Here is a 13618-nt window from a genome sequence, read left to right as displayed (position 1 = left end):
TTACATTTCTAACCAGTAGTTTTAATGATAGTCTCCCCCATCTATGGTACAGTTCACCTCTCGTTATCCAAAATCAAAAGACCATATTAGATTCATCCAATATAGTCTTCTATATATTCGTTAGTTTCATTTAGTTCATATATAATTATTAAGTAAACATATTTAAATTTTGAATATTTCTATTTCAATTCAATCTCAATTCTAAATTCCAAATTTTCTTTTGGTTTCAATACTAAAATCTTTCCTTCCCTAGAAGCTATATCAATGGTGTCATAATAGCCATTTGCAGGTTCAAGTGCACAGTTATAATCTCCTCTAAATCCCCCTTCAGTCACCCAAAAGCCAACATAGGGAAGCTTTTCTTTATCAAAATATACATTGTACATTACATCTTTAGATGGATAATAAGCACCGCATTTTCCATCCTTAACTGCTCCATGAGCATAATATTTTTCTTCATTATCGGAAGTTATATCAAGCACTCTATCTAAATAAATATTGTTTCCATTCTCATCTTTTGTAACAGGATAAGAATGTACTTTAGAAACTTCACCAAGATATTTACTTTCATGTACATTTATAACCTTATCAGTTCCCTCTGGAAAAAAAAGCTGCATATCTTTTTCACAGTTTATAAGACAATGCATTGCCCATATACACGGGAACTCCGTTTCTCCGTAGTTTATTATGATATATTCAGCTATTACCCTATCACCTTGTAAATATATAGTTTTCTTATAATCATAATCTAAAATAGCACTTTTATACTTTAAAATTATCTTTTCATTTTCTAGTTTATCATCAAATTTTGCAGTCCATATTTCACCATGATCTGGATAAACTACATTTTTCCCATTTATAAGTACATTGCTTTCATCAATCGTAGGAAAAGCATCATCAAATCCTGAAGCATCAAAATCTTCAAAGGATGAATATAATTGTGGAGTTTTGTAAACCTGTTCTTTATTTTGAAATAAAAGTTCAAACTCCTTATCTTTTCTAAAAATTGAAGCTATCTTGCCTCCTAGTTCTGGAATCACTATAACCCTTAAGAAGTCATTCTCAATTTTAATAGCATGGCGTTCTTTAAATTCTATATTTGAAATCATTATCTTCTCCCTTATTCTTAAGAATATATTTCTTCGGTTCCATCACCAATGCCGCTAAGGTAAAAGCTTGGCTCATATCCTATTTTACTTTTATAATTTTCTCTTACTATATCAATAAAATTATCTAATTTAGCCTTTTTTACAATAGCAATAGCACATCCCCCAAAACCTGCACCGGTCATTCTTGCTCCAAGGCATCCCTTAGCTTTTAAAGCTTCATCAACAATGGTGTCTAGTTCTTTACCTGAAACTTCATATAAGTCCCTAAGGGAATTGTGAGATGCTGCAAGAAGCTTTCCAAATTTCTCTATTTTGCCTTCATTAAGATATTTATAAGCTTCCTTTGTTCTCTCATTCTCATAAACTGCATGCTTTGCTCTTTTCCTCGCATTATCTTCTTTAATTAGCTTCTCCATTTCATTAAATTCTTCTATGCTTAATTCACAAAGAGCATTTATTTGCTTTTGTGTTTGAAGTATTCTTAAAGCTTCTTCGCATTCTGCTCTTCTTTCATTATATTTGGATTCATTTAAAGCTCTTCTCTTATTTGTATCTAAAATTACAAGACAGTTATCTTTAAGATCTACATTGCAATAGTTATACTTTAATGTATTACAGTCTAATAATATAGCTTTATTTTGCTTGCCCATGCCTATAGCAAACTGATCCATTATACCGCAGTTTACTCCTACAAAGGTGTTCTCTGCCCTTTGGCAAAGCTTCACAAGTTCAATCCTATCTAGCTTTCCTTCATTAAACAGGTTATCAATAATTACTGCCATAAGCATTTCAAGAGATGCAGAGGAGGACAAACCAGCACCATTTGGAATATTACCGCTGACAAGTATGTCCATACCAGAAATCTTATATCCTTTTTTCATAATTTCTACTATTACACCTTTGGGATAATTAGCCCACTCATCGCTTTCACTGAACTTTATTTCATCAATATCAACTTCTACTTTTAAATGGAAGTTTGTTGAAGCAAAATTTATTTTTCTATCGTTCCTTTTACGAGCACAGGCATAGGTTCCAAAGCCTAATGCACATGGCAGCACATATCCCCCATTGTAATCTATATGTTCTCCAATCAAATTTACTCTTCCTGGAGAAGTAAAGGTTCTTATTTCTCCACTACCATAAAGCATTCTAAATTCCTCTTTTAATTCATTAATCTGCATAGCTCATCCCCCTTTACATCCCTTCAAAGTTTACAGTATTTACAAATTTAATTAGTCCTTTAAATCCTTCTTCATTCCTTTTGTAAACTCCAGCATCCATAAGAACATTTAAGAATTTATACCCCACTTCATCTTTAATTATTTTGCTACTTTTCTCATTACTGCATCTTGTGCCATATTTATAAATTAACTCTTGTATCCATGGTAGATGCTTATATAATGATTGATTTTTATCCTTTTTCATTTCATCAGTAAGCTTTACACTTCCTTGAAGAATTTTTTCTATCTCTTTAAGCTCTATATTAAGTCTTGCAGGCAGTACTGCTAATCCCATGACCTCAATCAATCCTATATTCTCTTTTTTAATATGGTGAAGCTCTTTATGAGGATGAAATGTTCCATCTGGGTATTTATCCGTTGTCCTATTATTACGAAGAACTAAATCCATTTCAAATTCTCCATATTTATTTTTTCTTGCAATGGGAGTTATAGTATTGTGATTAATAATCTTGCCATCTTCCTTTGTAAAAGCAACAATGCTCAGTTCTTCATCACTATACTCTCGCCACGAAGTTAAAATCTTTGAGGAGTAGTCAATAATTTTACCTTTATCTTTTGAGCTTAATCTTATGACAGACATAGGCCATTTTAAAACTCCTATCTTAATTTCACCATCTTTGCTTGGAAAATAATATTCAATAGGCGCCTTTTCCATTGGAAAAGTGTGTTTCCCTCCTTGAAAATGTTCATGGTTAAGTATTGATCCGCCAACTATGGGTAAGTCAGCATTTGACCCCATAAAATAATGTGGAAACTTATCTACAAAGCTAAGTAACCTGCTAAATGTTTTATTGGAAATTTCCATAGGAACATGCTTTTCATAAAAAAGAATGCAGTGCTCGTTATAATAGACATAGGGAGAATATTGTAAATACCATTGTTCATCATTTAAATCAATAGGAATAACCCTATGATTTTGCCTTGCCGGATGATTAATTCCCCCAGCATAACCCACATTTTCAATACATAATAAACATTTGGGATAGCTTCTTTCAGGCATTGTTTTAGCAGCTGCTATTTCTTTAGGATCTTTTTCAGGTTTAGATAAGTTGATTGTTACATCTAAATCCCCATAGTTTGTTCTTGTATTCCAATATAAATTTTGTGATATTCTATCCATTCTTATATAATTGGATGCCTTTGAAAGCTCATAATATTCATCCGTAGCATATTGCGCACCCTTATTTTTATAAGTGTTAAAGAAATTCTTAATCACTTCAGATTGCCTTGGCATAAGAAGTCCCATGATTTTTGTGTCAAATAAATCTCTATAGGTTACTGTGTTATCTGATAATAATCCCTTATCTATTACATAAGCTAAAATATTATCTAGGATTTCCTGTGGTGTTTCTATATCTTCATTAGGTATGTCGACGGACAAATATTCATCCACATTAAGTAAATCAATTAAGGCATTCCTTGATGGTATGATATCCACTTTTTCAATCATTTTATGTTTTAATGCAAATTGTAATAATCTATCAATCTCAAAAGAAATATTTATTTTCTCCATATAAACATCCATTCCCTTCTCTATGTTTAATGAAAAGGCCTCTGAAGTAAATACATAAGTATTTTGGCTTTTTTATTTACTTTAAGACCTCACTACCATACTTATGTATTAAAAACGTATAAATTTTATGATTAATATTTCTCCTATTTTAAAATTAGTTCCAGGGACAATTTTATAAATAATCAGGACCACCCGTAAAACGGGTGGTTTGCTCTGCGCCTATAAGGCTCTGTTACTGGCTGTGCTACTCGCACACTGAACAGTCTGCCGACCGCAAGTTTTCTCAGGCTACCCCTAAAAGGGGTTTTATTTTTTACCTTGCGTTACAGGCTCACCCGTAAACGGGTCTACATATTCTTCCAAGCTCATTTGTTCGTATGCTATATCTTCTTGTATTTGATTTTTTATATATTCTTCTATAACTTTTTTATTTCTGCCTACTGTATCAACATAGTATCCCTTACACCAAAACTGCCTATTTCCATATCTATATTTTAAATTTGCATGCCTATCAAATATCATCAATGAACTTTTTCCTTTTAAATATCCCATAGATTGAGATACACTTAATTTTGGTGGTATACTTACAAGCATATGTATATGATCTTTGCAAGCATTTGCTTCTATTATTTCTACTCCCTTGTTCTCACATAACTTTCTTAATATTTGACCTATATCAGCCTTGATTTTTCCATATATTATTTGCCTCCTATATTTTGGCGCGAATACTATGTGATATTTACAATTCCATTTACTATGTGCTAAACTACTATTATCCATATTGGATATACCTCCTTTGTTTGGTTGTGGTCGGCAAACCTACTTCCATTTTAACAAGGAGGTTCTATTTTTTCTACGCATAGCTAAAAGCCTTTTAGAACCACCGGTATAACCGGTGGTATTCATTAAACAAAAAAAGTTGTAATTTATTAATAAATCACAACTTACAAATTAGAATATCTATTTTCTTCTCTATTTGTATTCATATTTTTCTCTCATGCTATTTTATAGGTTTATATTTTCTTATGTAAGTTATAAGCGTTGATAAAAGAAGCAACACTTGCAATGGTTAAAAAGAAATATCTTAAATCAAAGGCTGCTCCAGCAGATAGGATTTATTATCCTATACATCTAATTTACATTTGTTAGTTGATCTTTGCTGTTATATAAGACCACTTTATTTCTACCTGTTTTTTTAGCCTCATATAATGCAGTATCTGCATGTTCAAGAAGGTTATCTATATTACTAGTTATATTGGGATATGTTGAAATCCCTAATGAAACTGTTATATTAATATTAACTTTATTAGAAATATAAAATTTATTTCCTTCAACATTTTTTCTTATTCTCTCTGCCACTTCCAATGCATGAGCAGCTGGGCAGTTTGCTAAAAGCACAGAGAACTCTTCACCTCCATTACGAGATATTACATCGTAAACTCTGCATGTATTACTTAAAATAACAGCCAAGTCTTTTAATATCATATCTCCAGAGCTATGTCCAAATGTATCATTAATTTTTTTGAAATAGTCAATATCTAAAAATAATAGCGATAGTTCTTCTCCATTTCTTATTGTCTGTTGAGCCACAATATTGAACATATTATCAAACTGCCTTACATTATTTAAACCAGTCAAAAAGTCTATGGTGGCTTCACTTTTTAATCTTCTATATGATTGTACAGATTCACTTAAATACTCTGTAAATTTGAATATGAAATATGACATAAGCAGCGTGCTGACACAATATACAGTGAAAACTTTAAATAGAAGCATTGAATCTTTAATAAGAATTGGCATTGCAATAGTGTTTACTAATAGTGAATACGTAATGGAATAAATCCATTTGCCTTTCATTTCTGATTTTACTAAATTGATAGTGCTAAAGCCAGATCCCATTAGTAATATAACTATTAGTGCAATTAGAGAGGCGTTAGAAATTCCGAAATATAAAATACGAAAGGCTCCCATTATTAGTGATGCTATAATTGTAGGTAAAAACCCTCCATAAATTGCGGACAAAAGAATTGGTAAAGCCCGAAAATCAGTTATTATTGAAGGGGTAACTCGTATACTAAATAGCATTAGTAAAATTCCTAGTAAGCCTGCATAAGTTCCAGTTAGAATTTTTAGAGCTATTGAAGAATTTTTGTTTATATCCTTTTTCATGACAAAGTTTTGAGATATACTAATAAATGCTATCAAAATACATGAATTTATAAATAGTTCAGTAATCATAGTATAGCTTGCCCCCAAATTTTAAGTAAATGATATTAATCGCGTAAATTTATTTTACATAGCAACAATTAATAGTGTATAACAAATGAATTTTTTCAATAGCAATCTAAAAAGTGTTATTCTTCTGAAATTCTATATACACTCTTATTAATATTTTATTTCATGTTTGATAATATATTCCTACTAAACATTAAAATTCTCTAATTTATATAATTACAATTTTATACCTATGTTGAGATGCAAAAACACTGTAAAATCCAATTTGAATAATACAGTGTTAGTGTCCTTAGTATAATTCCTTTGTCTTTAATTATTTACAGCCGTTACCATTAACTTAGAAGTACCATTATTAGATGCAATTTCATTAATCCACATATTGTATTGCCCTTCTCCGAACATGATTCCCTTGTAATTTGCAAACATATATTTTGCAGGTGCATTAGTCATTGCTTGTTTATAGCTAGGATTAAAAATCAAATCATAATTCTTAATAAATTCAGCTTTATTTTGTATTTTAGTATTCTTCCCGTTTATTTTAACACTGATTGGATAACTCATCTCTTCAGCCAGCTTTTCTTTATTATTATTTATTATATAACCTTGAATTTTGTTAGCAAATTTCTCTACATCTTCATCACTTGTTTCACCTACTGCTACTGCATATCTTTTTCCATATTGACTTCCAGGAAGAATACTCTTAAGTGATAAACTAAATGGATAGCTTATTTTTCCGTTTCCACTTATCCAAGTTCCCTGAATTTTATCTACTGTATCCATAGTTCCTTTGAATATTCCTGTATTCTTGCCTGATTGATCATATTCATATAGTATAATATCCTTTCCTTCTGCTTTTCCCTTTAACTTAACTTCTTTTCCATGTTTTTCATAAAAGTATGAGCCAACTATTTCATTTGGTAATGGATAAATACTCATTTGAATTAAGAGATTATTATTTATTGTCCCATGGTAATCGTAATATCCCTTTTCAAATTTACTGTTTGACATATTAAAGTTTTTATATTTATTTAATAAATCAGCCAGCTTTTCATCACTATCCTTACTTGAGACTTTTAAATCTTTATTTAATGAATTATTAATCACTTCTTTCGTTGTACCATAAGTATTCTCTGCTTTTTTTAATTGATTATATGATGTAAGTGCAATTATCACAATAACCATAGATAATATCCTTATAAATTTATTTTTAATCATAACAAAATTTCTCCTTACATATGAATTTTTACTGCAATGTAACATCTATAATCTTACTTCCAATTTGAAGATGATTACTGTCTACCCATCTAACATCCCTATTTTCTCCATAATCCCCAAGGTAAATGCACTGGTTTTTCTTAAATACATAACAATATTTTTTTGCTAAATCTACACGAGTAGAGCCACCTAAGGCACCTTGATCTATAGAATAAACTTCAATCTTATTGATTATTAATAACTAATCATCTTACTTTATCAAATAGCCAATGATATTTGCAAAGGCAATAGCAATGAATATATATCCTATTATAACACTTACTGTAAAATCATTATTTTATGCCTTTTTGTCGTTTGTCTTTTTACATCAACTGCTTAAATCCTGTCTTTTAAGACTAGAAATGTTTATCTGATATGAACTACCAAGTGTAAAGATTGTAATTAATATAAAGAATACTATTCCTAATCTTTTATTACACCTCTCCATATACCCTCCAATATTGAAACATTCAAAAAAATAAAATTTAAACGTTTTTTATATTCTCTCCATACCCTTCGATATCGTTGGCTTTTTACTAATACTAACACTTATAGAAATCATTTTATTAAATTGAAAATCAAGTTAACTTTACAATATATATTTTACATACTAAAAAAATAAATACAACCTTAATGGCACAAAACGTAAAAAAATGAGCATGAAAAGAATTTTTATATATATAAATTCTTTTCATGCTCATTTTTTTACCAGATTGTTCAAGAACCTTTGCTACGCATGGGTACCTATAATGTCTATACTTATTTTTTATAGAATTTCTTAATTGTTTCGCATACAAATTCAACTTCTTCAGTAGTTATTTCAGGATAAATTGGAAGTGCAATAATTTGCTCCGATACCCTTTCAGCTACTGGGAAATCTCCCTTTTTATATCCCAGGTACTCAAAACACTTCTGCATATGAAGAGGCATTGGATAATATATGCTGTAGCCAACTTCATTCTTCTTCAAGTACTCTGCTAATTCATCTCTTTTTTCAGCCAATATATTAAATACATAATAAACTTGCTTTTGATCACCTTTAACCTTAGGAAGTTTAATATTTTCACAATCACTTAATCTTTCAATATATAACTTAGCTATTTCATCTCTTTTCTTTAAGGCCTCGTCTATATATTTTAATTTTACTGATAAAACAGCCGCTTGAAGCGTATCTAATCTTGAGTTATAGCCTATGAAGTCATAGTGATATTTCTTTGAAGCACCATGCACTCTAAAATATTTTGCAAGCTTTGCTAATTCCTCATTGTTAGTTACGATCATACCGCCATCACCGTAACCTCCAAGGGTCTTAGTTGGAAAGAATGAATACACCCCAAAATCTCCAATGGTTCCAGAATGCTTATACTCGCTGCCGTTTCCTTTCCATCTCATTCCAAAAGCTTCTGCAGCATCTTCTAGTACTCTTAAATCGTGTTTTGTTGCTATATCCATTATTTTATCCATATCTGGCATCTGGTCAAATAAATGTATTGGTAGTATTCCTACTGTGTTCTTGTTTATTTTCTCTTCAATTTTATTTACATCTATTCCAAAGGTGTCTTCATCAATATCCACAAAAACAGGTTTCCCCTTGTGTTTTGTTATACATGATGTGGAAGCTAGGAATGTAAAAGGGGAAGTTATAACTTCCTTTCCATCCTTAAATCCAAGTATGTCTGATGCTATAATTAATGCATCGGTACCTGAAGCTACTCCAATTGCATATTTTGCACCTGTGTATTCCTGAATATCTTTTTCAAACTGCTGCACTGGTTCTCCAAGTATGAAATTTCCTTTTTCAATAACTGATTGAATTGCTCTGTCAAACTCACCTTTTTTCTCAAGGTATTCCCTTTGAGAAGTATAAAAATTTACTTTCATTTTTACATCTCCTTTTTATTACTTATATTTCTTTTGCTATTAAAACCTTTACTCCAAGCTTCTGAATTTCCTCAATTTCTTCCTCTGGTGCTTCCCAATCTGTAATTAGTATATCAAGATCTTTTACATCAACTGTCTTTGAAAAAAATTCGGTACCTACTTTATCAAAATTTGCAAGGCATATTCTTCTACGCGACACCTCTGCTACCGTCCTTTGAAAAATGGCTCCTTCCGGTGTAGAGCTGCTTAATCCATGTCTCGCAGAAATTCCTCCGCCAGTTAAAAAAGCTATATCAATTCTCAAGTTCTTTACAAAGTCAGTTGCTAAAGCATCAACCATTCCTTCTTCACTTTTTATCTTCCCACATACTATGTAGGTTTCAACGTTACTTAAACTTTTAAGCTTTTCTGCAATTGTAAGTGAATTAGTAATTATTGTGTAGCTTATGTTCAAAGGCAGATATTTTAATAAAACATAATGAATGCTGGCTCCACCTATAAATACAGTATCACCTTGCTCTATATAAGCTGCAGCTAATTTGGCAACAGCATTTTGATGCTCTGTTCCCTCTCCATATCTAATTTTTTCATCCATTGGGAGCCTTCTAACCTTAGATAAGGGCACTGCACCGCCATGAGTTCTTTTTAAAAGTCCGCTTTTCTCCATTGCTGTAAGGTCTCTTCTTATGGTATCTATTGAGACTTTAAGCTCTTCCGCCAGGTCTTTTGCAAATACCCTTCCTAATGTCTTTACCTTGGAGAGTATAAGCTCCCGGCGTTCTTCTGCAAACATTTTATTAAAGCCCCCTTCATTTGTGCCTTTACCATAGTTTTTATTACATATTATAATAATATCACTTATTTGCCACTTTGTTAATGATTTTTTGCTTTTATTTGCTCTTTTATGCATGTTTTCTGATAAATTTATTTATAATAAATGTTACTTACTATAATTTAAGTTTATTATTTCATTTGTTAATATATCTTTCTCTAATTATCTTTTTTATATCTATCATAACTTCCATCATATATCTCACTTTCAATATTGGATTTTCTCATAAAAAATAAGTTTATTGGTTCATAAAAATCAACCCTTGAATGATGGAACCCATAAGACGAAACTTTTGCTATTACCTTTTGTGAATCATGATATACAACATGCTCTGGTGCATAAGTAAAGCTAAACAGGAGTAATCCATATAAACAAGTGCTAATTATAATAATTGCTGTAATTACTAATGATATAACCTTTATAGTTTTTTGCATGACAGCATTCTTAATTTTTGAATATAGGTTTAAGGATAATAATTTATTAATAAACATTATACTAATAACTGCTAAAACTATAATGTTAGTCATATATAAAATGCCAACCCACCCTCTTAAGGCCAAGTGCCACTTGTTTATTACAATTCTACTTGTTAAGTACAAAATTATTAGCACTATATTTATTATTGCTATATAAGCCATATATTTAAAAACTTTACCTTTTGGAGTACAATTCACTATTCCACCTACCTATCTAATTAATATAAGTTATTTATATCAGCACAACTTATAGTTTCTTTTCAAGTAAATAAAACAATCCTTTTCTCCAATTTGTTTCTCCAACCTTTTGGTATCCAAGTGCTTCATACATTTTTAATGCATATGGATTTAGAGAAAAAGCATCTAATCTAATGGACTCTATTTCTTCCTTCTTCAATAGCTCTTCAATCATAAGCATTGTAGCCTGTCCTATCTTTTTATTTTGATAAATTGGTTTAACACATAATCTATGCACTACTACAAAGTTTTCATCATCATATTTCCAATCTCCATTTTTATACTGCTCGTCATATTCATTGTTAACCACTAGAACAGATACAATTGCATCCTCCTTAATTCCAACATACATTTCTTTTTTTAATATATCTTCCTTAAGGATTTCACTAGTGGGGTATACCTCATCCCATTGATCTATGTTATTATTATTCATTTCATTGATTGCATTTCTAAAGATGTCTACTATTATGTTTAAATCCTCAAGTTCTGCTTTTCTAATCTTCATATTAACACTCCCTCTTACTCAATAAGTCTTATATAGTAATTATATTGATATTTACCATTTTATACCTAATAGTATAACACATCAATAAGAACCTGAGTGACTACCGCATTAGTTACTATGTTAAGAAATTAGTAGTAATAAAAAACTTTAAAGAAAACTGTGCTTCAGTTTCCTTTAAAGTTTTTATACTAAGACTCATTAAAAATTTCTTTAAACTATACTTTACTTTGATTTATATTTTGCATCTTCATTTTAAGCTTTGTTTTCTTATTTTCTTCAATGCTTTTTTAGAACCTCTTTCAATATCTCTTTCCAATTTTCTTTCCTTATAACTTACAAATAACTGATTTAAATCATAACCCCCTGGATAAAGATCACTTGCCTTTAGTTCTAGTTTCATTCTCTTATAATTAACTTCAATAAATTCATTGTTATAGAGTACTGTTACATTATTTAATCTGTCTCTTTCTTTATATACAATGGCAGACTCATTATTTTCTAAAAGAGTAATCTTATCTCCTATAGAGTATTCATATAAATTTTCAGCTTCCTCTTCCTCTTTACCTTTAATGCTCTTACTATCTTTTATGAGACTATAATTATAATTTTTAGTATTAATATATTCCCTTGCTCTACTTATTATTGAGTCATATATTCCCATCTTCTTCGAAATATATAAGGCATTACTATCTCCTACCTTTCCAATACTAAGCTTATATAGTGGCTCAAGAGTATCTTTTTCAAATTCCATAGCTGCATTTTCAAAATCAGGGTGTTCCTTTGAAAAATTTTTTATTTCTCCATAATGGGTGGTTGCTATAGTTATACATCCCTTATGATATAGATCCTCTAGTATTGCAATGGCTAAAGCTGATCCTTCATTAGGTTCTGTTCCGCTGCCAATTTCATCAAACAATAATAATGTTGAATTTGTGCTTTTTTTTATTATTTCAGCTAAGTTCTTTACATGTGATGAGAATGTACTTAAAGCATTTTCAACACTTTGATTATCTCCTATATCAACAAACACATTGTTAAATATTGAAAGCTCTGTACCTTCTGCTGATTCAATATGAAATCCAGACTGCACTGCTAATGTGAGGAGTCCAATTGTTTTTAACACTACAGTTTTACCCCCTGCATTGGGTCCTGTTATTATTAATCCCCTGTAGCTTTTACCAATTTCAAAATCCAAAGGTACGCTGTTCTTAATTAAAGGATATTTTGCTTTAATTATTTTAATATATCCATGATCATTTAACTTAGGCTTAATTCCATGTATGTCCTTGCTGTATTTAGCCTTTGCCAGAATCATATCGTACTCGGATATAACCTCAATATTTATCTTTAAATCTTTTATTCTCTGAAAAAGCATATCTGTTAAAGTAGCTAATATTCTATATTCCTCAACAGCTTCTTCTGCCTTTAATATATTTAGTTCACTGGTATACTTTGATATAGTATTTGGCTCTATAAAAACAGTACTTCCCTTCGAAGATGCTTCAACAACTGTTCCTTGAACTTGATTTTTATATGCTGCCTTAATAGGAATGGTATATTTCCCATTACGCTGGCTGATAAAGAATTCTTGAATATATTCTTTATTTTCACTGCTCCTAAGGAATTTGTCTAGTTTCTCCTTTATCTTGCCTTCACATATATCAATATATCTTCTTATTTTCTTTAATTCTTTACTGGCATTTGAGTCAACCATGCTTCCTTTAATTGAAATATTTATTTCATCTTCAATGTAACTTAAATCAGAAATATTTTCTCCATAGGCGCTTAACGTAGGTGCATACCCGTCTTTATCCTTAATAAACAGCTTTACTTTTCTGCATCCACTTAAAAAGTTTGACATCATAGTTAAATCAGCTGCCTCTAAAGATGCTCCCTTTTCAATCTTATCAATAAGAGGCAGTACATTAAAAATCCCCTTTAATGGCATATGGTAAGAAGCATCTATTAATGCTCTTCCCTCTGATGTTTCATTTAATCTTTGATTTACAATTTTCATGTTGCTGCTTGGCTCTAATTTATCAATTAATATTTTTCCTAATCCGCTAACGCAATATCCTTTTATTATTTCTTTTAACTCATAGTAATGTAATTTTTCTAATGTTTCTTTATTCATATCAATAACCCTTCCTTGCTTTCTTTTATTACACTACAAGCCAACGAAATCTTGATAGATTTCTAGATTTTGTATAATAAAAAAAGCCATGGACACCTCCACAGCTTAAAATTCAACAATTAATAAAGGTAATTTTAATTACCTCTTTAAAGTAAATTCGTGGACTTGTATCTTCAATAGTACAAATTAATTCCATCAGAA

The 13618-nt window shown here is 30.5% G+C and carries 11 protein-coding genes; all 11 read right to left on the bottom strand.

All coding sequences use genetic code 11. From position 1 onward, the window contains the following. Window positions 1-179: 179 nt before the first annotated feature. Window positions 180-1109 (bottom strand): DUF5107 domain-containing protein, encoded by a 930-nt coding sequence (locus JOC70_RS00955; RefSeq protein WP_204597054.1) that lies wholly within the window; start codon window positions 1107-1109, stop codon window positions 180-182. A 17-nt stretch (window positions 1110-1126) separates the two neighbouring features. Next, window positions 1127-2290, bottom strand: a complete 1164-nt coding sequence (locus JOC70_RS00950; protein ID WP_204597053.1) for a galactokinase — start codon at window positions 2288-2290, stop codon at window positions 1127-1129. 13 nt (window positions 2291-2303) lie between these two features. Continuing rightward, on the bottom strand, window positions 2304-3863 hold the full coding sequence (locus JOC70_RS00945; RefSeq protein ID WP_204597052.1) for a UDP-glucose--hexose-1-phosphate uridylyltransferase: 1560 nt from the start codon (window positions 3861-3863) through the stop codon (window positions 2304-2306). Between the two features lie 306 nt (window positions 3864-4169). Beyond that, the gene (gene tnpA, locus JOC70_RS00940; RefSeq protein WP_204597051.1) at window positions 4170-4643 is read right to left on the bottom strand and encodes an IS200/IS605 family transposase; all 474 of its coding nucleotides are present in this window, start codon (window positions 4641-4643) and stop codon (window positions 4170-4172) included. A gap of 351 nt (window positions 4644-4994) precedes the next feature. Continuing rightward, window positions 4995-6101 (bottom strand): GGDEF domain-containing protein, encoded by a 1107-nt coding sequence (locus tag JOC70_RS00935; RefSeq protein WP_204597050.1) that lies wholly within the window; start codon window positions 6099-6101, stop codon window positions 4995-4997. A 306-nt stretch (window positions 6102-6407) separates the two neighbouring features. Next, on the bottom strand, window positions 6408-7313 hold the full coding sequence (locus JOC70_RS00930) for a hypothetical protein (protein WP_204597049.1): 906 nt from the start codon (window positions 7311-7313) through the stop codon (window positions 6408-6410). Window positions 7314-8111: 798 nt separating this feature from the next. Then, window positions 8112-9233: a DegT/DnrJ/EryC1/StrS family aminotransferase gene (locus tag JOC70_RS00925; protein ID WP_204597048.1), complete on the bottom strand. Its 1122-nt coding sequence runs from the start codon at window positions 9231-9233 to the stop codon at window positions 8112-8114. A gap of 22 nt (window positions 9234-9255) precedes the next feature. Then, window positions 9256-10026, bottom strand: coding sequence for a DeoR/GlpR family DNA-binding transcription regulator (locus JOC70_RS00920; RefSeq protein WP_204597047.1), 771 nt, complete (start codon window positions 10024-10026; stop codon window positions 9256-9258). 197 nt (window positions 10027-10223) lie between these two features. Further along, on the bottom strand, window positions 10224-10739 hold the full coding sequence (locus JOC70_RS00915) for a hypothetical protein (protein ID WP_204597046.1): 516 nt from the start codon (window positions 10737-10739) through the stop codon (window positions 10224-10226). A 49-nt stretch (window positions 10740-10788) separates the two neighbouring features. Continuing rightward, window positions 10789-11283 (bottom strand): GNAT family N-acetyltransferase, encoded by a 495-nt coding sequence (locus JOC70_RS00910; protein ID WP_204597045.1) that lies wholly within the window; start codon window positions 11281-11283, stop codon window positions 10789-10791. A 247-nt stretch (window positions 11284-11530) separates the two neighbouring features. Beyond that, window positions 11531-13417 (bottom strand): endonuclease MutS2, encoded by a 1887-nt coding sequence (locus JOC70_RS00905; protein ID WP_204597044.1) that lies wholly within the window; start codon window positions 13415-13417, stop codon window positions 11531-11533. Between the last annotated feature and the right edge of the window lie 201 nt (window positions 13418-13618).

The sequence above is a fragment of the Clostridium pascui genome, assembly GCF_016908015.1.
Lineage (GTDB): Bacteria > Bacillota > Clostridia > Clostridiales > Clostridiaceae > Clostridium_AK > Clostridium_AK pascui.
This window is presented reverse-complemented; position numbering and strand designations above follow the sequence as displayed.